This window comes from Corynebacterium sp. MSK158 (assembly GCF_030229085.1).
In the GTDB taxonomy this organism is placed as follows: Bacteria; Actinomycetota; Actinomycetes; order Mycobacteriales; family Mycobacteriaceae; genus Corynebacterium.
Window position 1 is genome coordinate 70,747 of record NZ_JASPHJ010000007.1, and the last position, 21,361, is coordinate 92,107.

Sequence of the window (21,361 nt, forward strand, 5' to 3'; positions counted from 1 at the left end):
CAATTAATCCGTTTCGATGGGAAGTCCGGCAGCCTTCCAGTTATCCGTGCCGCCATCGACGTTAATGGTGTCCCAGCCCAGCGCATGCTCCAGATACTGGCAGACCTGCATGCTGCGACCGCCCGCGTGGCAGATGACGTAAATATCCTTGTCCGGGTCGATTTCCTGGATGCGACCCGTAATCTCACTCATCGGGATATGGGTCGCGCCCTTCGCGCGCTCCACCGCCCACTCATCATTCTCGCGGACATCAATGAGCTGAGCGCCTTCTGGTACTTCAGTTGGTTGAACGTTTTTCATGCCTCATACCCTAGTCACGCATAGGGCCTTGTGCTGCTCCGCGTGCCGCAGTGCTAGCGCTGGAACCGCCAGTAGTGGTGCCACTGCCACGGTGGCTGCACAATGTTGCCTTTACCGTGGACTATCGCGAGGACTTGGCCAACAGCTATGTCGAGGTGGTGCTCGATTGTGGCGGCGGTGAAGTGGAGGGGTTTGTAGCCTCTTTGGACGGCGTCGTTCAGCTTGTGGCGGTCAATTTCGAACCGCTGCCGGTTCTCGCCCTGGTGGTATGCGTAGCCGTCGACCTCGATGGCCAGCTTGTGCTCCTCCAAGAGTAAGTCCCAGCGGTAAGGGCCAATGTATCTGTTGTTGTGCACGGTGACATGGGGCCGAAGCGCGCGGGTGAGGTTGCGCTCGGGGACGCTATCAGCGCCGAGGATGGTGTTTTCCAGCACGCGCCGGGTGTGCTGCGGGAAGCGCTGGAAATCAAGCATGTGGCCCTCCATCTGGGAGGCGCCGTACTGGCCGGCAAAGCAGGCCTCGAGGAAGGCGACGGCGTCTTCTTCCGTCATGATTTCTGTGGCCTGCAGCGGATTGCATACGTTAATGCCACTGAGCTGGCCAAGCGCCTTGGGGCGGGCGCGGCGGCTGCGGAAGTACGGGCTGGAGGCCATCGTTCCCGCGCGCAGGAAGTGGAGTGGGAAACTTAAAGGGTGGCCGAGGTAGTGGTGGGCACACGAGTAGCCGTCGAGCGCCGAATCGGGCCAGCGATGGGAGACGATTTCCGCGAGTTCGCGCGGCGAGGGCTTTCCTTCGGTATAGAGGCCGTGGCAGATTTTCACGGCTTGGTTGTTGATTGCGCGGTGCGCGGCCCTGCGCGTGGTGAAGATTCTCATGCGCCCACCCCTAGGCGTTCATTTCGATCAATTAGGTCCCCCGAGGCCGGTGGTTTCGGCCTGCTATGTGATCGAATTGTACTGCGGGGGCGGGATGGTGTCGCGGGGAGGGCCTTGCGGATGCGAAGAAGGGCAAAAAGAGGCGAAAAGGGGACAAAAAGGGGCGTTTCGATCAAATACGGTCTTGGAGACCGCCGCTTTCGCAGCGCTATTTGATCGAAACGCCCTAAGGGGAGCCCAGAGGCCAATGGGCGGGCCCGAGAGGGGCCCACGGGGCCCGCGCCCATAAGTCTTACTTGAAGCGAGCCTTAGCCTCGTCGAGGATCTTCTCTGCCTCGGCCTTGTCGCCCCAGCCGGAGCCGGTGACTTCCTTGTTCGGCTCCAGGTCCTTGTAGTGGACGAAGAAGTGCTCGATTTCGTCCTTGATGTGCTGCTCCACATCGTTGATGTCCTGGTAGCGCTCCCAGCGCGGGTCGTCGATGACGGCGAGCAGCTTATCGTCGCCGCCGGCCTCGTCGGTCATCTTGAAGACGCCGACGATGCGGGCCTCAACGACTACGCCCGGGAAGACCGGCTCCGGCAGGATGACCAGGGCGTCGAGCGGGTCGCCGTCCTCGCCCAGGGTGTGGTCGATGAAGCCGTAGTCAGCCGGGTAAGCCATCGGGGTGAACAGGTAACGGTCGAGGTAGACCTTGCCGGACTCGTGGTCAACCTCGTACTTGTTGCGGGAGCCCTTCGGGATTTCAATGGTTACTTCAACGCTCACAGCGATGTCCTCCATGGGGGATTGGGTATCAATTACTGCCCATAGTCTAGCGCGTTGCGGATTCGCGCTAGGGTTAAAGGCAATGAAAGCAAAGCATGTTTGGTGGTCAGCGACCGCGCTCGTGGTAGCGGCAGCGGTCGGAGGTACGGCTGCGCTGGGCGTTACCCTCCAGCGCGAATACGGCGATCTCTCGCACGGAGAGGCGCAGGCGGTCGAGGCACCTGAGGAGCCGTTGAGTGCAGCAGAGCCAGGCGAGGCGAACCTGGATGCGCTGAGCGCGAAGCTGGATGAGCTCGCGAAGAATAAGGACCTCGCCACTTTTGGCGGCGAGGTGATCGATACCGAAACCGGTGACGTGGTGTGGCAGCGCGACGCGGATAAGCGGCTTACCCCGGCCTCGTCCACGAAGGTCCTCACCACTGCGGCGGCGACGTTGGCGCTGGATGAGAATGAGAAAATCACCACCAAGGTCTACCGTGGGTCGAACGAAAAGAACGTGGTCATTAAAGCCGCGGGCGATGTGTGGATGACGCACGAACAGCTCGATGATTTGGCCGAGCAGATTTCGAAAAACGTCGAGCAGGTCGATGGCGTCTACATCGATACCTCCGTGTGGTCCGGCGAGGCGCAGGCCCCGGGGTGGGATCCGGAAAACGTGGACGGCGGCTTCGTCGCGCCGATGGAACCGGCCATGCTCTACGGTGGTCGCCTGGGCGCGACGACGGGGGACGTGCCGAGGAGTCATGAGCCGGCTTTGGACGTCGCTAAGCAGCTAGGCGATCGCCTCGGCGCGGGCAAGGTAGGCATGGGCTCTGTGGCGGAGAACGCGCAGGAGGTGGCGAGCGTGGATTCGCCGCCGCTCGCGGACCGCGCCCGAGAAATGGTGCGCCATTCCGATAATGTCATGGCCGAGGCCATTGCGCGTGAGCTGGCGGTTTCCCGTGGTAAGGAAGCCAGCTTTGAAGGCGATACGCAGGCCACGCTGGATGTCCTGCGGGAAGAGGGCTTCGACGTCGAGGGCGTCGACATAAAGGATAATTCCGGGCTCTCGGTGGACAATCGGCTCACGGCCGGGCTGTTGACGCAGCTCATAAATGACGCGGTCAAGGATCCGCGCCTGCGCCCGCTGGTGTCCTACCTGCCTGTGGCCGGCGGCGATGGCACGCTGTACGAGCGCTACGGCGATTCCGCGGCCAAGGGCTACGTTCGCGCCAAGACGGGCACGCTGACTGGGGTCTCGGCTTTGGCCGGCACCGCGCAGGGCAATTCCGGGCGTGTGTATGCCTTTGCGTTCATTGTGAATGACGGCGATATTTTGTCCGCCCGCAAGGCCCAGGACGCATTGGCTTCGGCGTTGCATGAGTTCTAATAAGCCCTTTTGGCCGCGGGTTTCGCCGCACTTTCTAGCGTGTCGGCGCGGCGTGCGCGCCGCTGGCCTTGACCACGCAGTGGCGGTGGGGCTGTCCGGGGGCGCGGATTCGCTGGCTCTCATGGCGGCGCTCGTGGCGGAAGGGCACGAGGCGCTCGCGCTGTGCGTGGACCACGGGTTGCAGGGCGGATCGCGGGCGCAGGCCGAGCGCGCGGCCGAACAGGCGCGAACGCTGGGCGCGCGGGCGCAGGTGCTTAGCGTTGAGGCCGGTGCGGGCGCTGCAGCGGGGGCGGAGTCGATGGAGGCGGCCGCGCGGGCGGCGCGGTATCGGGCACTGGCCGCCGCGTGCGCAGACGAAGGCTTAGAGGTTGCCGTGGCGCATACGGCCGATGACCAGGCGGAAACCCTGCTGCTTGGTGCGCTGCGTGGGCGGGTGACCGGCATGAGCGAGCGCAGCGAGGTCGAAGGCGCCCGCGTGGTGCGGCCTCTGTTGGGCGTGCGCCGGGCCGATACCGAGGGCGCCTGCGCGGAGCTGGGCCTTTCGGCGTGGCAGGACCCACAGAACGCGGACACGAATTTCCGCCGCGTGGCGCTGCGCCGCGAGGTCATTCCGCAGTTGAGCCGCATCATCGGCGGGGACGCGGTGCCAGCGCTGGCGCAAGCAGCGGGCGATGCGGCGCTTGACGACGCCACCCTGCGCACCCCACCCACCACCGACTGCGCCGAACTGGCGGCGATGGCGGAACCGCGGCGCCGGCGGGCGATCGCTGCGTGGCTGGTCAGCGAGGGGGTAGAGGTAACAAGGAGGGGAGTGGGGGACGTCGGCAAGCTGTGCACCCACTGGCACGGGCAAGGCCCGGTGGCCGTGCGATCGGCGCGGCAGGTGGGGCAGAGGTTGGAAGTAGCCCGTATAGGTGGCAAACTGGCACTATTGTCCGGTCATTAAAGGAGCGCACACGTGCACGACAAGAAAGACTTCGCCGTTCCCGCAAACCGCTACGGTGACGATGTAGAAGCAATCCTCATTGGAGAAGAGGAACTGCAAAGCCGCGTCCAAGAACTCGCGGATATGGTCTCGCAAAAGTATGCCGACTCTGAGCAAGACCTCCTGTTGGTCTGCGTGCTCAAGGGCGCCGCATTCTTCCTCACGGACTTTGCGCGCAAGCTATCCATCCCCTCCGAGCTGGAGTTTATGGCCGTATCCTCCTACGGCGCCTCCACCTCCTCTTCCGGCGTGGTGCGCATTTTGAAGGATTTGGACCGCGATATTGCCGGGCGCAACGTGCTCATCGTGGAAGACATCATCGATTCCGGCCTCACCCTGTCGTGGCTCATCCGCAACCTGGAAGGCCGCAACCCCGCCTCGCTGAACGTGGTCACCCTGCTGCGCAAGCCCGAAGTAGTCAAGGCCGATATTGACCTGCTGGATGTGGGCTTTGATATCCCGAATGAATTCGTCATCGGCTACGGGCTGGACTATGCGGAACGCTACCGCGATCTGCCTTACGTGGGCACCCTCCACCCCGATGTCTATACCACCAACTAAAATCGCGCAGTAATGAAAAACAACAAGATTCTTCGCTACGGCGGGATAGCGGCGCTTATCCTTATCGCGCTGTACGCCTTTACCTTCTTTAGCAACGATGCCCGCGGCTACGTGCAAGCGGATACCTCCGTTGCGCTGACCCAGCTCAAAGACAAAAACGTCGATGAGGTGGAAATCGATGACCGCGAGCAGCGCCTGCGCATCAAGCTCAAGGACGAAATCACGGTAGACGAGCGCGACGGCGTGCAGGAGATCGTGGCCAAGTACCCGGCCCGCGCCTCCGAGCAGGTCTTTAACGCCGTCAAGGATTCCGGTGCCGAGAAGTACCAGACCAATGTCACGCAGGAATCCTTCTTGGGCTCCATGCTCAGCATGCTGCTGCCGATGATCATCCTCTTCGGCGTGCTCTTCTGGCTCATGTCCCGCATGCAGCAGGGCGCTGGTGGCATGTTTGGCATCGGTGGTTCCAAGGCCAAGGAACTGACCAAGGATATGCCGACCAATACCTTCGAGGACGTGGCCGGCGCGGATGAGGCCGTGGACGAGCTACAGGAGATCAAAGACTTCCTGGAAGATCCCACCCGCTACCACGACCTAGGCGCCAAGATCCCGCGCGGCGTGCTGCTCTACGGCCCTCCGGGTACCGGTAAGACCTTGCTTGCCCGCGCCGTGGCCGGCGAGGCCGGAGTGCCGTTTTATTCCATCTCCGGTTCTGACTTTGTGGAGATGTTCGTCGGCGTGGGCGCCTCCCGCGTGCGCGACCTGTTCAAGCAGGCGAAGGAAAATAGCCCCTGCATTATCTTCGTGGACGAGATCGACGCCGTGGGCCGCCAGCGCGGTTCCGGTACCGGCGGCGGCCACGATGAGCGCGAACAGACCCTCAACCAGCTCCTGGTAGAAATGGACGGCTTTGGTGACCGCGAAGGCGTAATCCTCATCGCCGCTACCAACCGTCCGGATATCCTCGATCCGGCGCTGCTGCGCCCGGGCCGCTTCGACCGCCAGATTCCGGTCACCAACCCGGATCTTGCCGGCCGCGAGGAGATCCTGCGCGTGCATGCGAAGAATAAGCCGCTGGCAGAAGAGGTTGACGTAGCGCAGCTGGCCAAGCGCACCGCCGGCATGTCCGGCGCGGACCTGGCCAACGTACTCAACGAGGCCGCTTTGCTTACCGCCCGCATCGGCGGCAACGTCATTACTTATGACGCCCTGGAAGAGGCCACCGACCGCGTGGTGGGAGGCCCGCGCCGCCAGGGCAAGATCATCTCCGAGCACGAGAAGAAGGTCACCGCTTACCACGAGGGCGGCCACACCCTTTCCGCGTGGGCCCTGAAGGATATTGAGCGCGTGTACAAGGTCACCATCCTGGCCCGCGGCCGCACCGGCGGCCACGCCATGACCTCCCAGGAAGATGACAAGGGCATGTACACCCGCGACGAGCTCTTCTCCCGGCTGGTCTTTGCCATGGGCGGCCGCGCGGCCGAGGAACTGGTCTTCGGTGCGCCGACCACTGGTGCGTCTTCCGATATTGAAAACGCCACCAAGATCGCTCGTTCTATGCTCACCGAGTACGGCTTCTCCCCGGATCTGGGCACCGTGAAGTACGGCAAGGAACAGGGCGATCCCTTCAGCCAGATGGGTGGCGGTGGCTCCATCGATTACTCCGATGAGGTTGCCTCCAAGATTGATGAGCAGATGCGCTACTTGCTCGAGCGCGCGCACGAGCAGGCCTATGACATCCTGCGCAATAACCGCCACTACCTGGATAAGCTGGCCGAGGCCCTGCTGGAGAAGGAAACCCTGCGCCGCCCCGACCTGGAGCGCATCTTCGATGGCATCGAGCCACGCGAAGCTTTCGACGTCTTCCCAGGCGAGGACGATCGCTTCCCCCGCCAGATTGGTTATGCGCCGGTCAAGACCCCGGTCGAGCTGGCCAAGGAGCGCGGCGAGGAGCTGCCTAAGCGCATGACGCTTCTCGATGCCTCCCGGGCCGCCCGCGAGCGTCGCCTCGCCGGCGAAGAGCCGAAGGGTGAGGTGGGCTTCAACTTTGGTCAGCACGCCGGCGATTACGTCGACCCGGACACTGCCCGCGAGCTGGGCAGCGGTCCCGCGAAGGACTCCGCGGACTCCTCGCCGGCCCAGTCTGATCAGCAGGCTCGCGACGCCCAGTCTGCTCCGGCTTCCGAGCCCACCGCCCGGCCGGCTGCACGCCCCGCTACCGGTGGTGGAAAGCACCACAAGCCAGATGCCGGCGCGGATGCTGAGGCTGAGACCCGCCAGTGGTTTACCCCTGGCTGGGACGAGAAGGATCGCCGCAAGAACCCCTATGCGCGCGAGGACGACAAGCAAGAAGATAACTAATGCCTGATAATCACATTCCCGCTCGCGCTGCCTTTGACCAAGACCGAGCGGAGGCAGCGGTGCGTGAGCTGCTCCTTGCGGTAGGGGAGGACCCTGACCGCGAGGGCTTGCGCGAAACCCCGGCCCGTGTGGCCCGCGCCTACCGCGAGGTCTTCGCTGGACTGCACGAGGATCCGACCGAGGTCCTGCACAAGACCTTCGCTGAGGACCACCAAGAATTGGTTTTGGTGCGCGATATCCCCATTTATTCCACCTGCGAGCACCACTTGGTGCCGTTCTACGGCGTGGCGCATATTGGCTACATCCCGGGCAAAGACGGCCACGTCACCGGTTTGAGCAAGCTCGCCCGCCTGGCGGATATGTACGCTAAGCGCCCCCAGGTCCAGGAGCGCCTCACCCAGCAGGTTGCAGACGCCTTGGTGGAGGTCCTCGGTGCGCAGTCCGTCATCGTGGTCATTGAGTGCGAGCACTTGTGCATGGCCATGCGCGGCATCCGCAAGCCGGGTGCGACGACGACCACCTCCGCGGTGCGCGGCGGCTTCAAGAACAATGCCGCCTCCCGCGCCGAGGTGCTCAGCCTGATTCGCAGCTAAGTCCCCCCCGGTTACCACGAAAGCGAGAAGGAGCACGCCATGCAGCAGGCAACCTCGGTATCGGATCTGAGCATCGCCAACCGCACGCTGGTGATGGGCATTGTCAACGTCACGGAGGATTCCTTCTCCGATGGCGGTAAGTGGTTGGACGTCGATGCCGCCATCAACCACGCCCGCGAACTCGTGGCGCAGGGCGCGGACATGATTGACGTCGGCGGCGAATCCACCCGGCCGGGTGCGGTGCGGGTAGAAGCGGACGTCGAAAAGCGCCGCGTGGTTCCCGTCATTAAGGCGCTGACCGAGCTGGGCATCCGCACCGCCGTGGATACGATGCGCGCCTCGGTGGCCCGCGCGGCGGCAGCGGCCGGGGTGGACATGATCAATGACGTTTCCGGTGGCCTAGCCGATCCGGAGATGTATCGCGCGATGGCCGAGGCCGGCGTGCCCGTCTGTTTGATGCACTGGCGCACGCTGCAGGAAGGCGCCTTTGGCTCCGCGGCCGGTAGCGCCGACCACGGCGGCGATGTGGTGCGCGATGTGCATGAGACCCTCGAGCGCCTGGCGAATAACGCGCTGGAGGCCGGCGTGCGCCGCGATAATATCGTGCTCGATCCGGGCTTAGGCTTCGCCAAAACCCCGCAGGATAATTGGGCGCTGCTCAAGGCTCTGCCGGAGTTCCTCGACGCCGAATTCCCGGTGCTGGTGGGAGCCTCGCGCAAGCGCTTCCTCGCCGCCATCCGGGAGGACCGTGGCGTGGAGTCCAGCCCACTGCTGGCCGATCCCGCGACTGCGGCCGTGACCGCCATTTCCGCCCAGATGGGCGCGTGGGGTGTGCGAGTGCACGAGGTCGCCGTCTCCCGCGATGCCGTCGATGTTGCGGCCGCGTGGAACGCCGGTAACGGCTACGCGGGCGGGGCCAATGCTAGCGGCAGCTATAGCAATGGCGCCGATGGCAACGGCACCATGAAATCCACCGCTCTACCGCGCAACCCTGAGGAGTAAAACATGGCAGACCGCATCGAGCTCACCGGCCTGGAGTGCTTTGGCTACCACGGCGTCTTCGAGGAAGAAAAGCGTACGGGCCAGCCTTTCATCGTGGACATCACCTGCTGGTCCGAGTTCGCAGAGGCCGCCGCCACCGATGATCTGACCAAGACCATCAATTACGCCGAGCTTGCCGACGTCGCCGCGAATATCATCGAGGGCCCCGCCCGCGACCTCATCGAGACCGTCGCCAGTGAGGTGGCCGATACCATCATGGAGACCTTCGAGGGCCTGCATGCCGTGGAGGTCACCCTGCACAAGCCGAAGGCGCCGATTCCGCGCACTTTTGCCGACGTCGCCGTGGTCGCCCGTCGCTCCCGCAAGCACGCGAGGACCCTCTAATGCGTGCGGTGCTGTCTATCGGCTCCAATATGGATGACCGCGTGGAGCTTTTGCGCACGGTATTCGACGAGTTTGCTGGCGAGATCGTTGCCGCCTCGCCCGTCTATGCCACCCCTCCGTGGGGCGTGACGGACCAAGACGAATTCCTCAACGCGGTGCTCATCGTGGACGTCGACGAGACTCCGAAGGAACTCCTGCGCCGCGGGCAGAAGCTTGAAGAGGCCGCCGAGCGCGTCCGCGTGCGTCACTGGGGACCGCGCACGCTGGATGTAGACATCATTGATATCGAGGGCTATACCTCCGATGACCCAGAGCTTATTGTCCCGCATCCTTATGCCCACGAGCGTGCCTTCGTGCTGATTCCGTGGTTGGCGGCCGATGCTGGTGCTAGGTTGAGTGGGGAGGGCGTCGCCAAGCGGGTAGCAGCACTCGACCCGAGAGAGCGCGCCGAGATTCGCCGGCTGGGCATGATGGAGGAGCTATGACACGGACCTCGCTGGGTGCCCTCATCGGCACCGGGGTCTTTTTCGCCGCCGCGGCGGCCATCCTCACCACGCGCTTTTATGGCTCCATGCTGCAAATCCCGGTAACGGTCTCGGCCACGCTGTGGCTTATGGCCGTTGTCTGTGTGGCGCTGACCTGGAAGGTGGACCAAGCCACCGAGGACGAGCATGGCATTGGCCTGGATAATTCGCAGCTCAACCCCATGACCATCACGCAATTCATGCTGGTAGGCAAGGCCTCGGCATGGACGGGTTCCATCGTGGGTGGCATTTATGCCGGCATTGCCGTCTACGTCATCCCCAACGCCGGTACGCTCACCGCAGCGTCCGATGACCTCGTGGGTGTCATTGCCTCCGCACTTGGTGGCCTCGCGATGGCCGCCGCTGGCCTGCGGCTAGAGCGACACTGCGAGACCCCGCCCCCACCAGATGGGGTTCAAACGGTACATTAGTGAGCATGACTGAGCCGCGCTCTTCTTCTAGCAATACTTCCGCCAAGACGACCAAGCCGGACTTGGGCCAGATCGGCCTTATCGTCCTCGTGGTGCTGGCCGTTGTAGCCAGCATCGTCATGCTGATTTCCGGCTCTGCCGCCGCGCTCAAGATCGCCCTCATTGCAGCACTGTGGGCTGCCGTGCTTGGCTTCTTCCTGGTCATGCGCTACCGCCGTCAGGCCGAGGAATCCGTGACCAAGCTGGAGCTGCAGGAGCGCGCTCACCGCGCCGAGCTTAAGCAGGCCCGCACAGCCGATGGCCAGCCGCTGCCAGACCAGGAGCTGCTGGATGAGATCCGCACCGAGCTGGCTGCCATCCGCAAGCAGATTGAGGATCTTTCCGGCCAGGACTTTACCTATGAGCCGGCCGCCCTGCACGCCGAGGCGCGCCGCATCATGCAGCTCGAGGCTCAGACCGCGGCTGCTACTCGCCCTGGCTCTGAGGAAGGCAATGTGGACTTCACCCAGTCCTCTTCTGGCGCTCCGTCCGCCGATGCCATCGCTGGCCGCCTGGGCAACCAGCCGTCCGCGGCGCACGCCGAGTCCAACCCGCTTAATGACATTATCAGCGAAAAGACCCGTGCGCAGCGCACCTCCGGCAAGACTTCTGGTGCCTCCACCTTCAATACTGGTGGCTTCCAGGCCGTGCGCTGGGATACCGGCGGCGATGATTCCCTGAAGAACACCCGCACGTCCGCGGCCAGTGAGCACCACGGCAGCCACCGCAAGCCAGAGGCTGCCACCAAGGCCAATGATGAAACCCAGGACATTCCGCAGCAGGCGGCTCCGCAGCGCGACGAGCGCGCGGAGTATCCAGGCTCGGGTCAACATGTGGCTCCGGAATCGGCCGAACCAGTACGCCAGAAAGCAGCCCGCCCGCATCACCGTGCGGCTGAACCTCAGCCAGAGGAGCAGACACGCGGGCGCCGTCGCAGCGACGATAAGCGCGAAGGCGCGGTCTCCGTGGCCGAGCTTCTGGCGCAGGCGAAAAATAAGAAGGATAAATAAATGCGCCCGCCACGCATGCGGGTAGCCCTTTTTGGCCGGAGCCTGGCCGGTTTTACCTTGGCCAATGCCATGGAACGCGCCGGCCATGAGGTGCAGATGCTCTCGGACCCGTCCGAACTTGCCTCTTTTGAGGCCCTCATCATCGCCGTGGGCGATGCCCGTTTAGAAGCCACCGTGGAACTTCTTGAACCCCACGTCCACCACGGGCTTATCGTGTTCCACACTTGCCTCTCGCGCGGTGTCCAAGTGCTAGATCCGCTAGAAACGCGCGGGTGTGTCGTTGCGGCACTCGCCCCATTTGCACATATGCGCTGGGCCGTGACCACCCTGGACGAGTTGGGCGAGACCGTAGTGGAGCTCAATATCACCGAGTTCCGCGGCGAAGCCGTCGCGCTTTCCGATGCCGAACGTCCTTCCTTTGCCGCCCGTGCCTACTACGCCGAGATGCTGCGTCGCTTGCACATCTCTGCGTCGGTCGATGCTCGTTTCCTCCCCTCTGCAGAGGAAAAGCCCATGGTGGGTGAGGACATGGACACCGAAGAAATCATCGCCGCCTATCGCGGTGTTACCGACCCCGGCCTGCGCCGCAGCTACGTGGAGGTTGCCCGCCGCCTAGGTGAGGTTGACGGCCGCGAGGAGCTGGAAATGTGGGCCCTACAAGAGGAGAGCCGATGAGCCTAGAGCTGGGAAACGCCACCGTCATCAGTGAGATTGAGCGCATCCGCATGGTTGGCAGCGCCTTTCATAAGACTGGCCGTCCGGTAGCCTTCGTACCGCTGACCAACGGCGTGCACGCCGGTCATATCGCGTTGGTGCGCGCGGCCAAGCACATTCGCGGCGCGGTTACCGTCGTGGCCCTGCAGTCCCCGCACGAGGAGGATCTTGAGCTCCTGCGCGCCGAGGGCGTGGACATCGTGTGGGATTACTCGCCAGAAACCTTGTGGCCGCATGGCCGCCGCATCGCCGTGGCTCCGGCCGACGCCGCGACCGCCCTCGAGCCGGACCTCAACGAGGATCTCTCGCTGTACCTTGCGCTCATTCTGACGCTTTCGCCTACCGACGTCCTCCTGGGCGAAAAGGACTACGAGCTCCTTCTCGCCATTCACCACGCGGTTCAGGACTTCCACCTGGGTGTCCGCGTGCAGGGCGTGCCCGCTGTACGCATGCCCGATGGTGTGGTGATGAGCCTGCGCAATACCAACGTTCCGGCCGAATCCCGTGACCAAGCCGCGGCCCTATCCGCCGCGCTGACCGCCGGCGCGCATGCCGCCGAAGCCGGTGCGGAGAAGGTCCGCGGGGTTGCTGCGGAAGTCCTGCGCGCCGCCGGCGTTGAGCCCGACTACCTCGAGGTGCGCGGCCGCGACCTCGGCATGCCTCCCGAGGAGGGGGATGCCCGCTTGCTCGTCGCCGCGACAATCGGCGGCGTCCGGCTCATCGATAATGTGGGCCTGCCGCTGGGCATCGGCTTTAATAATATTGAAGAGCACGAAGCCAAGGCCGAGCTCGAGCGTGAGCAACAACGCGCACAGGGTACCGCTTCCCAGCAGCCATCGGAGGACTAATGACCGATATTCAGATCCGCGACCTCGACCCGCGCGATGAGCCCCAAGCGATTTCCTTCGCTATCGAGGGCATGCACCTGCACTGGTTTGTGAAGAACCCGCGCTTTGAGCGCGCCTATGGCCGCTACTTTTGGGATTTAGAGCGCGCCAAAGCCACCGATATCCTGGCCGCCTACGATGGCGACCGCTTCCTCGGCGTGCTTTTAGCCTCCATGAAGGGCAAGCCCGCGTTGCCGTATCCGTGGTGGCGCAAGGCCTATGTCCGCGCGGTGGAAATCTTTAATAACCTGCGCCCGGGCGGGCACCGCGATGATTACGATGCCGCCAATCAGGACATGCTGCTCAAGTACTTGGGTAAGCACCCTATTGATGGCGAAATCGGCTTCCTCGTCGCGGACCCCAATTCCGGCGTGAGCGGCGTGGGTACGGCGCTGCTCGAGGCCTTCGAAGCCCGTCACGAGGGAAAGAATGTCTACTTGTTTACCGATGACGGCTGCACTTATCAGTTCTATGACAGCCGCGGTTTCACTCAGGTGGGCGAGCGCACTATCGCGGTCAATGAGGACCGCGACTTGGAGTGCATGCTCTATGTGCGCCGCCTTGGCACGCCGCAGGCTTAGCGTGCCGCAGGCTTAACGCGCCAATGCTCCCATCGGGTCCCATGCCGGCAGGGTAGTCACGGAATCGGACTTGAGAGCCGCCTGGTATTGCTCCGGCAGGCGGGAGGGGTGCACGGCGATTTCGAAGACGAACTCGTCGAACCAGTCATCGGCCATGGTCCAAAAGCCCTTATCGGCCTTCTTCGGGCCCCAGGAATTCTCCACGCGCCAGCGATTGACGGTGCCGTCGTCTGCGATATCAGCGCCGGTAAAGACCATCGCGTGGGTCATGAGGGACTCGTGCAGGCGCAAACGCTGCGCCTTGTCCAGATCCATCTCCACGCCGTAGAAGGCCTCATAATCGTGCAGGTGCTTGGCCCACACGCCGTGCTCATCATCGGATTGCTGGTCGGTATCGCAGCCGAACCAGACCGGCTGGCCGTCCTCGATGGAGGCACGCGCGGCATCGCGCAGCACCTCCACAGGCGCGTTCAAATAGGTCACGCGCTTTCCAGCCACATTGCCCAGATACTCCACGGTGTAGAGCTCGCCGTAGGCGTTGCGCGGGTCATTGACCACGCACACGTACTCGCTTAGGTCCGCCGGCAGGTATTCCTTGGCAAACTCCTGCGGGGTATAGGTACCAGCGCGGTGGAACTCATCGTCCTTATCGCGGTACTGCCACACAAAGTCCTCGGGTGGCAGGCCAAGGTTGGCGGTGAGAATACGGTAGACGTCGGCAAGCGCCTGCTCATGCGCGCCCTCTTCGCCGCGGCGGATGCGGTGGGCGGCGCGGCGCAGCACGGTTTGCAGATTGCGGTTAAGCATCGCCGTGGCCTCGGAAGACGCGGTCTCCGGCATCGCGTACTGCGGCACCACGCCGTACTTTTCCACCAGGGCGACGAACATGGACCACTGGCCGCCGTCATCGATGGGATCATCCATGAGCTTGGCAACGGTGCGGTCCGTAATCTCGCGGTCCTTGAGCTCAGCCATGGCGGTGAGGAACCAATTGGCCTTCTCCAGCTTGTCAAAGAAATAAATATAGGTCTGGGAAAGCTCAAAATCCTTGAGCTTGGCCTTGTCCATCAGGCCGCCGCGCAGGGAATTGAGGCCGGCAAAAATCCAACAGCGGCCAGAGGCCTTCTGGTCGGCCACGCCCCAGGAATCAAGCTTATGGCTGGTTACCGGTGTGAGGCTGCGTAATTGCTCGTGGTCGAGGCTGAGCTTGTCGACGCCCTCCTGGGCCACCCCATTGCGTACCAGGCGCAGCGTGGCATCGTTGGTGAGCTCGGCATTATCGGCATGAACCTCGTTCGGTTTAATCTCTGTCATTTCTCGATTCTCCTTAGTTCATCCGGTCCCAGAGGGGAAGCTCAATTGGTTCGGTGGCAAGAGCCTGGGCCAGCTCGTCGCTCAGGTGCTCCTTGCGGACGGCGATGTGGAAGACGTTTTGGTCAAACCAGGCAGCGGCCATCGTGGCAAAGCCCTTACCGGGCACATCCTCGCCATCGTCCTTGCGTGGCGGCTTAGAGCCCCAGGAGTTCTCCACGCGCCAGGCGCGGTCACCATCGACTCCGGTGAGCACCATCGCGTGGGTGGGCGCGGTCTCGCCGGAGGTAAAACGCTCCTCCTTGCTCATGGAGGAATCGATGCCGTAGAGGCCATCGGTATCCACCAATCCCTCGTCCCATACGCCGTTGAGGAAGGAGAACTGGCGGTTGACATCGCAGCTAAACCACACCGGCTCGCCGGCAGCCAGGCTGCGCTTGGCAGTTTCCTTCAGCTCGGCCGCGCTGACGTTGAGGTACTCCTGCGGTGCGCCGCCCAGAACATTGGTCTCCTCGGCGCTGCTGAAGACTCGATGCTTGGGGTTGGTGGAGCGGGGGTCATCGGCCAGTACCACGTACTCGTCCAAGTTCGGCAGGTACTTATCGGCAAACTCGCGCGGGGTGGAGTGCAGCCGCACGAATTGCTCGTCCTTGGTGCGATACGCCCAGGTAAATTCCTTCGGCGGGGTGCCCAGGTGGATGGCCAGGATGCGGTGGATATCCTTGCGCGCCTGGGCGAGGATTTCTTCGCGCGGGCCGTCCTGTGCGGCGGCGCGGCGCACCACGGTGGCCAGGTCGCGGTTCATCTCCGCGGTATTTCCAGACGAGCGCACCTCCGGCATGACCTCGGCAGGGACGACGCCGTATTTGGCTACGAGGTTGCTAAAGAAGCACCACCAGCCGCCATCGGCCCCCGCGTGGTCGAGCACCGCGGCGACGGTGCGCTCGTCCCAGCCTGCGTCCTTCTTATCCAGCAGCTGGTTGAGCACCAAGTTGGCGCGTTCCAGCTTGTCAAAGTACTGCAGGTAGGTGAAAGAGAACTCAAAGTTATCTACATTGAGTTCCTTGGCCGCGCGGTGACGGAAGACGTTCAGCGCCGCGAACATCCAGCAGCGGCCGGAGCGCTTTTGGTCCGATACGCCCAAGCTATCCAGCTTGACCTCGGTGGTGGGGTAGAGCGCCGTAATACGGTCGCGGTCTAGGGCCGCCTTGGCCGCCCCGACGTTGGTGATGGCGTTGCGCGCGATGCGCAGCCGGGAATCGGCCGCGGCCTCCTCGCGCAAGTGGGATAGGTATTCGTTGGTGAGCAAAGTCATAGTTTCGGTTTTAGCAGACCCGAGCCCACAGCGGCGTGGGCGGGTGGAGCTAGAGATGGGCCGCCAGCTTGCCGACGGCCCCCGGAGTCCCCACTTCCTCCGGCAGCCACGGAACCTCGCGCACCGGGGTATCAGGCAGCTGGGTGCGCAGGAGCGCGAGTGCCTTATCCTCGGCGGCGTGCCGGGCGGCCAAGAACTCGCCTTGGTCGGCCGGGGTGCGCCGGTTAACCAGCATGGATCCCACCCGCACACCGTTGCTCGTGAGGTCCGCATGAAACTCGGCAGATTCCAGCACGGGCAGGCGCTCGGCGGTGAGCACGATGTGGAACACGGTGCGCGGGGAGGCAAGCGCGGTGCGCAGCTGGGCAAAGCGCTCGCGGCGCTGGAAAAGCGTGGCGCGAATTTCCTGATTGCGCCTGTCCACCGGGTCATTATCCGCGCCGCTTCCTTGCGACATTCCGCGCACCAGTGAGCCGAATTTATCGGATTTCTCGCGCCGGGAGAGCAATCCATCGGTATAGGCGGCCATGATCTCCGGCAAGGCCATCAGCCGCGAGGTATGCCCAGAGGGGGCAGTATCGAAGATGAGGTAGTCGAAGTCGGACTCCTCCACGACCAGCGCCGCTATGCGTTCCAATAGTGCCGCCTCTTGTGCGCCGGGCGATTGCCGGGCTAGGTCGAGGTGCTTCTTCACCTCGCCATGGAGGTGTTCGGGCATAAAGCGGCGCATCGAGTTCCCTACCTGCGCTAGGTGCTGCTCGGTCGCGCGCGCAGGGTTGATCTCGATGGCAGACAGGGTAGGGGTGAGGCTGACGGGGGCGTCGCCAAGCGAGGCACCAAAAATATGTCCCAGGTTATGCGCCGGGTCCGTGGACACCAGGCAGACGCGGTGATTGCGGGACAGGCGCAGCGCGGTGGCGGTGGCCAGGGTGGTTTTACCCACCCCGCCCTTGCCGCCGAAGAACATGATAGGTGCGGTCTCTAGCAACATTGAATATTCTCCAGCGGGGATCTATCCATTCCCATGCGCGTATGCCAGGCGTGGAAATCCTCATAGACCAGCGGCAAAAGCTCCAGGGTGTAGTAGCTGGCCGGGTTGGGGATACCCAGGGCCTCCGAGGCAACCAACATCAGGAAGAGATCGTCTTCTTGCTGCTGGGCCTTGGCAAAGCTGGCGCGGTATGGGGCCTGGTAGTACTCAGTGAGCCCGGCCGCAAGTGCCTTAAGCTTGTCGAGCATGCTCGGGCAGCGGGGCGTCAAGGTCATCATCGGTCCACTCCAGCGGGGTCTCCTTGCGGGCACGGGAAATGGCGCCGACGGCCTCCACGATGACCCAGATGGCGGCCACCACGATGATGACGTCCATGCAGAATAGCAGCCAGTTCTGGCTGGTAAAGAGGGACTTCAGCTGGAGCAGTGCGGCCCACAGTGACATGGCGGTAACGAAGATGAGCGGGAAGACCACCGGCCACGTCGGCCGGCGCAGGTGGGTCAGGATGACCACCACGATGGCCAAGGAAAGGCCCGCCATGAGCTGGTTGGTGGTGCCGAATAGCGGCCAGATGGTCATGCCGCCGGAACCATCCGCACCGGCGGAGAAGGTCAGGCCGAAGGCCAAGCCCACCGCGATCACGGTGGCGGCCAAGGCCTTGATGCGCACGCCCATGATCTCGCCGATTTCTTGCACCACTAGGCGCTGCAGGCGCACGCCCGAGTCCATGGTGGTGGCGGCGAAGAGGACGGCCATGGTGGCCAAGATGGTGCCGGAGAGCGAGGTGGGAATCCCCATGCCCTCATTCATGAGCGCGCCGCCACCTTGCACGAAGGCCTCCACGCCGCCGGCATTCCACTCGGAGTAGATCTCTTCCCACTGCTGCAGGGACTTAAAGCCTGCGGTGGTGGCGATGATGGTGCCCAGCGCGAGCAAGCCCTCGCCTACGGCGCCGAAGTACCCCACAAAGCGCACGTCAGTTTCCTTATCCACCTGCTTGGACGAGGTGCCGGAGGCCACGACACCGTGGAAGCCGGAGATAGCGCCGCAGGCGATGGTGACAAAGAGGAGTGGGAAGATGCCTGGGGTACCGTCCGGTACGTTGTCGCGCAACGCCGGTGCGGCAAGCGAAGGGCGGGTTATGAGGAAGGAGCCGTACAAGATGGCCAGGCCCACAAAGAGCTGGAGGCCGTTGATGTAGTCGCGCGGCTGCAGAAGTACCCACACCGGCAGCATCGAAGCGATGAAGGCGTAGATGAATAGCAAGATGATCCACACGCCGTTGGCGGGGATGCCCAGGACCGTATCTGGCAGGACCACAGGCACGCGGTCACCGATGATCATCAACGCGTAGAGCGCAACAACACCCACGATGGAGACCAGCGGCAGGTTCCACTTCAGGCGGTAGATGGCCTGACCGATAAGCAGCGCGACGACGATGGCGCCCCACGTGGGGATAACGGCCGTAGGGGTGGAGACCAGCAGGTTCGAAATGACCACGGCGAAGGCCGCATTCACCATCAACAGCAGCAGGAAGATGACGATGAGGAAGAGATTGCGCCCGCGCTTGCCAATGTAGCGCCCAGATAAAGTGCCGATGGACTGGCCCTTGTGGCGCTGCGACGCCCACAGCGCACCTAAATCGTGCATGCCGGCAAAGAAGACGGTGCCGAGGGTGACCCAGAGAAACGCCGGGACCCAGCCCCAGATGACGGCTACGGCCGGACCAATGATGGGCGCGGCGCCCGCCACGGAAGTGAAGTGGTGGCCCCACAGAACGTATTTATTGGTGGGCACGTAGTCCACGCCGTCTTCCATGGTGTGGGCCGGGGTGGAGTAGTTCGGGGATAGCCGGAAAATACTCTTTCCTAGGAGCTTGGAATAGAGCAGATAGCCGGCGCCCATCATCGCGATGCCGATGATGGCGAGGACAAGAGAGTTCATGGTGTGCGTCTCCTCATGGGCGGGCAGGTGGCGTGTCTCACACGTGCGGTTAGTATGCCACAACTCACATAGGTAGTAGCCCGTGGGGGAGACTGGTGGGTGGATTTATATTTGGAAGGCGCAGGCGGCGCAGTTCCTCATGCTGCCAGTAGGGAAAACGACTGCGCGGCCCGAGTTCCAGTGGAGGAACGTGGGCCGCGCGGTGGGTGCTTAAACCAGGTGGTGGTTACTTCTTATCGACGCCGATGTTGCCGTCCTTCTTCCACACCACAACCACTGCCGGGCGAGGAGTGGACTTGCCGCCCTCTGGCCAGTGGGAGGTCTGTTTTTCGAAGGTGGCGTCATCGGTCTCGCCTGGGTGCTGAACGTTGACCATCACGCGCTCATCGGTGACGATGGGGCCGCAGGTCTCAGCGCCTGCCGGGACCGTCAGGAAGCACTTGAGCTCACCGCGGGTATCGCCCTCAGTGGTCACGGCGTAGAGGCCATCGTTGGACTCAAGGGCGTTGCCGTCGGTGGAGATCCACAGGTTGCCGTGGCTATCGAAGGCCAGGTTATCCGGGCAGGAAATTGGGGAGACCTTCTCCTTGTCAAAGCCACCAAAGTAGGTATTTGCTTCCTTCGGGTCACCACAGACTAGGAAGAGGTTCCAGGTGAACTTCTCGCCAGCGTGGTCATCTTCAATCTCCATGACCAGGCCGTTCTTGTTTTCCTTGATAGGAGCCCACTCCATCGGCTCTTCCTTGTTCTTCTTGGCATTCTCGCCGGTAGCGCCGCGGTAGGAGTTATTGGTCAGGGCCACGTAGACCTTCTCGGAGTCTGGGTGAACCTGCATATCCTCCGGGCGGTCCATCTTGGTGGCGCCCACCTTATCGGCGGCCTCACGGGTGTAGACGGCAACCTCTTCGGCAGACATGCCATCAACGTGGGACTCGAACTTGTTGTTCTCCGTATCGGAGGTCAGCAGCTTGATCCATTCGCCCTTGCCATCAAAGGCGCCATCCTCTGGCAGCACGCCGGAGCCGTCAATCTCGTCCTCTGGGGAGTTGCCCTCTACCTTGGCCACGTACAGGGTGCCGTGGTCCAAGATGGTGAGGTTGTGCTCGATGTCGCCTTCTTTGTACTTCTTGGTAGAGATGAACTTGTAGATGTACTCGAAGCGGGAGTCATCGCCGGAGTAGCACACGACGGTGCCATCGGATGCGATGTGGATGTTGCCTGCCTCATGCTTGAAGCGTCCCAGCGCGGTGTGCTTGATCGGGGTGGACTTCGGGTCCAGTGGGTTGATTTCTACGATCCAGCCGAAGCGGTTGGGCTCGTTCGGCTCCTTGGAGACGTCGAAGCGCTTATCAAAGCGCTCCCACTTGCGCTGGGATTCGCCATCTTCCATGCCGAAGCGCTCGAGGGATTCCTGCGCCTTCTTGTCATCCAGGTTGGCGTGAGCGAAGTACTGGTCAAAGTTCTCCTCGCCGGAGAGCATGGTGTTCCACGGGGTGATGCCGCCGGAGCAGTTATTCAGGGTGCCCTTGACCTTCTTGCCGGTCTTATCGGCGGAGGTCTTGACGTAATCGGAGCCGGCCGCTGGGCCAACCAGGGTGAACTCGGTCGTGGCGGTGATGCGGCGGTTGAGCGGGCCGAACTCGCGCTTGAGTTCACCGGTATCGCCTACCTTGGACACCTCCACGATGGAGTGGCCGTGGCCAGCCCAGCCGATCTTGGCCTGCTCCTCGGTGGGGTTATCCGCATCGTAGTTGGGGAACATCTGCGGCTCGGTGGTGTACTCGTGGGAGCAGACGTAGATAAGGCGGTTGTCATCGTCCGGGTGCTCGATAAGGCCAGCGAAGTCATTGTTGAAGCCGAATTGCTTCTCGGCTGCCTCGGCGGTCTGGTTCTTGTCATCGAATTCCGGCGCGTCCTCAAACAGTGGGTCGCCCCAGGCAATGAGGACGGACTGCTCGTAGCCATCCGGGATGACCACTTCGTCCTTCTCGTTTGGCTGTACTGGGTCGAACTTCATGCCCTCTGCGGAGGTGAGCTCAACGTTCGCCTCAGAGGTCTTGCCACCCTTGCCCTCGGAGGAAGAAGCCTCGTTGGACGCATCATCCGGGTTGGAGCAGGCCGCCAAAGCAGCGCCGCCGCCAACGGTTACGACAGACAGGCTGCCCGCACGCAGCGCGGTACGGCGGGAGAACTGGTCAGCAAAGTACGGGTTATTGGACTTGTTCTCGCACTCGCCAAAGCACGCATTACCGCACTTGTAGGTGCAGGTCAGGCTGGAACGAGAGGATGCAAAGAGGCTAGAGAGAAGGTTGCGGCCTTTAAGCGCCATTATTACTGCTCCAAAAGGGTCGAAAATATTGTTTAGGCACGGGGACAGCCATTTATATAAGGGGATCTCAGTAACTGTGCGTTGGCGCT

General features: G+C 62.9%; 22 protein-coding genes. 13 read left to right on the forward strand and 9 right to left on the reverse strand.

The window, feature by feature from the left end:
* Positions 1-3: 3 nt before the first annotated feature.
* From QP915_RS07070 to QP915_RS07080, 3 genes are all read right to left on the reverse strand, one after another.
* Positions 4-300 carry a rhodanese-like domain-containing protein gene (locus QP915_RS07070; protein ID WP_049377914.1) on the reverse strand — a complete coding sequence of 99 codons (297 nt, stop codon included), beginning with the start codon at positions 298-300 and terminating at the stop codon, positions 4-6.
* 53 nt (positions 301-353) lie between these two features.
* On the reverse strand, positions 354-1,175 hold the full coding sequence (locus QP915_RS07075; RefSeq protein ID WP_284768824.1) for an endonuclease domain-containing protein: 822 nt from the start codon (positions 1,173-1,175) through the stop codon (positions 354-356).
* Between the two features lie 292 nt (positions 1,176-1,467).
* Positions 1,468-1,941, reverse strand: a complete 474-nt coding sequence (locus tag QP915_RS07080) for an inorganic diphosphatase (RefSeq protein ID WP_005329894.1) — start codon at positions 1,939-1,941, stop codon at positions 1,468-1,470.
* An 82-nt stretch (positions 1,942-2,023) separates the two neighbouring features.
* Here QP915_RS07080 and dacB point away from each other — a divergent pair, with 82 nt between their 5' ends.
* The 13 genes from dacB to QP915_RS07145 are packed head-to-tail and all read left to right on the forward strand — an operon-like array spanning position 2,024 to position 13,382.
* On the forward strand, positions 2,024-3,310 hold the full coding sequence (gene dacB, locus QP915_RS07085; protein ID WP_284768825.1) for a D-alanyl-D-alanine carboxypeptidase/D-alanyl-D-alanine endopeptidase: 1,287 nt from the start codon (positions 2,024-2,026) through the stop codon (positions 3,308-3,310).
* Positions 3,300-4,256 (forward strand): tRNA lysidine(34) synthetase TilS, encoded by a 957-nt coding sequence (gene tilS / locus QP915_RS07090; RefSeq protein WP_284768826.1) that lies wholly within the window; start codon positions 3,300-3,302, stop codon positions 4,254-4,256. The genes dacB and tilS overlap by 11 nt, the downstream gene beginning before the upstream one ends.
* A 12-nt stretch (positions 4,257-4,268) precedes the next feature.
* Complete coding sequence (gene hpt / locus QP915_RS07095; RefSeq protein ID WP_284768827.1) at positions 4,269-4,856, forward strand: hypoxanthine phosphoribosyltransferase; 588 nt, start codon at positions 4,269-4,271, stop codon at positions 4,854-4,856.
* A gap of 12 nt (positions 4,857-4,868) precedes the next feature.
* A complete protein-coding gene (gene ftsH / locus QP915_RS07100) occupies positions 4,869-7,217 on the forward strand; it encodes an ATP-dependent zinc metalloprotease FtsH (RefSeq protein WP_284768828.1) in 2,349 nt (782 codons plus the stop codon).
* Positions 7,217-7,810, forward strand: coding sequence for a GTP cyclohydrolase I FolE (folE, locus tag QP915_RS07105; RefSeq protein ID WP_005325658.1), 594 nt, complete (start codon positions 7,217-7,219; stop codon positions 7,808-7,810). Before ftsH ends, folE begins: the two co-directional genes overlap by 1 nt.
* A 39-nt stretch (positions 7,811-7,849) precedes the next feature.
* Positions 7,850-8,812: a dihydropteroate synthase gene (gene folP / locus QP915_RS07110; protein ID WP_284768829.1), complete on the forward strand. Its 963-nt coding sequence runs from the start codon at positions 7,850-7,852 to the stop codon at positions 8,810-8,812.
* A 3-nt stretch (positions 8,813-8,815) separates the two neighbouring features.
* On the forward strand, positions 8,816-9,196 hold the full coding sequence (gene folB / locus QP915_RS07115) for a dihydroneopterin aldolase (protein ID WP_239273353.1): 381 nt from the start codon (positions 8,816-8,818) through the stop codon (positions 9,194-9,196).
* A complete protein-coding gene (gene folK, locus QP915_RS07120; protein ID WP_284768830.1) occupies positions 9,196-9,681 on the forward strand; it encodes a 2-amino-4-hydroxy-6-hydroxymethyldihydropteridine diphosphokinase in 486 nt (161 codons plus the stop codon). Before folB ends, folK begins: the two co-directional genes overlap by 1 nt.
* Entirely contained in the window at positions 9,678-10,151 is a 474-nt protein-coding gene (locus QP915_RS07125; RefSeq protein WP_284768831.1) for a DUF3180 domain-containing protein, read from the forward strand. The genes folK and QP915_RS07125 overlap by 4 nt, the downstream gene beginning before the upstream one ends.
* Before the next feature lie 5 nt (positions 10,152-10,156).
* Complete coding sequence (locus QP915_RS07130) at positions 10,157-11,200, forward strand: DUF6779 domain-containing protein (protein WP_284768832.1); 1,044 nt, start codon at positions 10,157-10,159, stop codon at positions 11,198-11,200.
* Positions 11,201-11,875: a 6PGD fold domain-containing protein gene (locus QP915_RS07135; protein WP_284768833.1), complete on the forward strand. Its 675-nt coding sequence runs from the start codon at positions 11,201-11,203 to the stop codon at positions 11,873-11,875.
* Positions 11,872-12,762: a pantoate--beta-alanine ligase gene (locus QP915_RS07140; RefSeq protein WP_284768834.1), complete on the forward strand. Its 891-nt coding sequence runs from the start codon at positions 11,872-11,874 to the stop codon at positions 12,760-12,762. Before QP915_RS07135 ends, QP915_RS07140 begins: the two co-directional genes overlap by 4 nt.
* Positions 12,762-13,382 carry a GNAT family N-acetyltransferase gene (locus tag QP915_RS07145; protein WP_284768835.1) on the forward strand — a complete coding sequence of 207 codons (621 nt, stop codon included), beginning with the start codon at positions 12,762-12,764 and terminating at the stop codon, positions 13,380-13,382. The genes QP915_RS07140 and QP915_RS07145 overlap by 1 nt, the downstream gene beginning before the upstream one ends.
* Before the next feature lie 12 nt (positions 13,383-13,394).
* Here the strand turns inward: QP915_RS07145 and QP915_RS07150 are convergent, their stop codons facing one another.
* The 6 genes from QP915_RS07150 to QP915_RS07175 all read right to left on the reverse strand — a co-directional run bounded on the left by QP915_RS07150 (position 13,395) and on the right by QP915_RS07175 (position 21,272).
* Positions 13,395-14,696 (reverse strand): C1 family peptidase, encoded by a 1,302-nt coding sequence (locus tag QP915_RS07150; protein ID WP_284768836.1) that lies wholly within the window; start codon positions 14,694-14,696, stop codon positions 13,395-13,397.
* A 13-nt stretch (positions 14,697-14,709) separates the two neighbouring features.
* A complete protein-coding gene (locus tag QP915_RS07155) occupies positions 14,710-16,008 on the reverse strand; it encodes a C1 family peptidase (RefSeq protein ID WP_284768837.1) in 1,299 nt (432 codons plus the stop codon).
* Between the two features lie 49 nt (positions 16,009-16,057).
* Entirely contained in the window at positions 16,058-16,999 is a 942-nt protein-coding gene (locus QP915_RS07160) for an ArsA family ATPase (protein ID WP_284768838.1), read from the reverse strand.
* Positions 16,990-17,247, reverse strand: a complete 258-nt coding sequence (locus QP915_RS07165) for a cory-CC-star protein (RefSeq protein WP_284768839.1) — start codon at positions 17,245-17,247, stop codon at positions 16,990-16,992. The genes QP915_RS07160 and QP915_RS07165 overlap by 10 nt, the downstream gene beginning before the upstream one ends.
* Entirely contained in the window at positions 17,231-18,943 is a 1,713-nt protein-coding gene (locus QP915_RS07170; protein WP_284768840.1) for a carbon starvation CstA family protein, read from the reverse strand. Before QP915_RS07170 ends, QP915_RS07165 begins: the two co-directional genes overlap by 17 nt.
* Before the next feature lie 226 nt (positions 18,944-19,169).
* Positions 19,170-21,272: a PhoX family protein gene (locus QP915_RS07175; protein WP_284768841.1), complete on the reverse strand. Its 2,103-nt coding sequence runs from the start codon at positions 21,270-21,272 to the stop codon at positions 19,170-19,172.
* Positions 21,273-21,361: the final 89 nt, after the last annotated feature.

Excerpts from the sequence above, each read along its gene's own strand:
- QP915_RS07070 (WP_049377914.1), bottom strand. The coding sequence starts at position 300 with ATGAAAAACGTTCAACCAACTGAAGTACCAGAAGGCGCTCAGCTCATT.
- QP915_RS07075 (WP_284768824.1), bottom strand. The coding sequence starts at position 1,175 with ATGAGAATCTTCACCACGCGCAGGGCCGCGCACCGCGCAATCAACAAC.
- ftsH (WP_284768828.1), top strand. The coding sequence starts at position 4,869 with ATGAAAAACAACAAGATTCTTCGCTACGGCGGGATAGCGGCGCTTATC.
- QP915_RS07145 (WP_284768835.1), top strand. The coding sequence starts at position 12,762 with ATGACCGATATTCAGATCCGCGACCTCGACCCGCGCGATGAGCCCCAA.
- folE (WP_005325658.1), top strand. The coding sequence starts at position 7,217 with ATGCCTGATAATCACATTCCCGCTCGCGCTGCCTTTGACCAAGACCGA.
- QP915_RS07150 (WP_284768836.1), bottom strand. The coding sequence starts at position 14,696 with ATGACAGAGATTAAACCGAACGAGGTTCATGCCGATAATGCCGAGCTC.
- QP915_RS07135 (WP_284768833.1), top strand. The coding sequence starts at position 11,201 with ATGCGCCCGCCACGCATGCGGGTAGCCCTTTTTGGCCGGAGCCTGGCC.
- QP915_RS07165 (WP_284768839.1), bottom strand. The coding sequence starts at position 17,247 with ATGCTCGACAAGCTTAAGGCACTTGCGGCCGGGCTCACTGAGTACTAC.
- folP (WP_284768829.1), top strand. The coding sequence starts at position 7,850 with ATGCAGCAGGCAACCTCGGTATCGGATCTGAGCATCGCCAACCGCACG.
- QP915_RS07130 (WP_284768832.1), top strand. The coding sequence starts at position 10,157 with ATGACTGAGCCGCGCTCTTCTTCTAGCAATACTTCCGCCAAGACGACC.
- QP915_RS07155 (WP_284768837.1), bottom strand. The coding sequence starts at position 16,008 with ATGACTTTGCTCACCAACGAATACCTATCCCACTTGCGCGAGGAGGCC.
- QP915_RS07140 (WP_284768834.1), top strand. The coding sequence starts at position 11,872 with ATGAGCCTAGAGCTGGGAAACGCCACCGTCATCAGTGAGATTGAGCGC.
- dacB (WP_284768825.1), top strand. The coding sequence starts at position 2,024 with ATGAAAGCAAAGCATGTTTGGTGGTCAGCGACCGCGCTCGTGGTAGCG.
- QP915_RS07125 (WP_284768831.1), top strand. The coding sequence starts at position 9,678 with ATGACACGGACCTCGCTGGGTGCCCTCATCGGCACCGGGGTCTTTTTC.
- folK (WP_284768830.1), top strand. The coding sequence starts at position 9,196 with ATGCGTGCGGTGCTGTCTATCGGCTCCAATATGGATGACCGCGTGGAG.
- QP915_RS07170 (WP_284768840.1), bottom strand. The coding sequence starts at position 18,943 with ATGAACTCTCTTGTCCTCGCCATCATCGGCATCGCGATGATGGGCGCC.
- QP915_RS07160 (WP_284768838.1), bottom strand. The coding sequence starts at position 16,999 with ATGTTGCTAGAGACCGCACCTATCATGTTCTTCGGCGGCAAGGGCGGG.
- folB (WP_239273353.1), top strand. The coding sequence starts at position 8,816 with ATGGCAGACCGCATCGAGCTCACCGGCCTGGAGTGCTTTGGCTACCAC.
- tilS (WP_284768826.1), top strand. The coding sequence starts at position 3,300 with ATGAGTTCTAATAAGCCCTTTTGGCCGCGGGTTTCGCCGCACTTTCTA.
- QP915_RS07175 (WP_284768841.1), bottom strand. The coding sequence starts at position 21,272 with ATGGCGCTTAAAGGCCGCAACCTTCTCTCTAGCCTCTTTGCATCCTCT.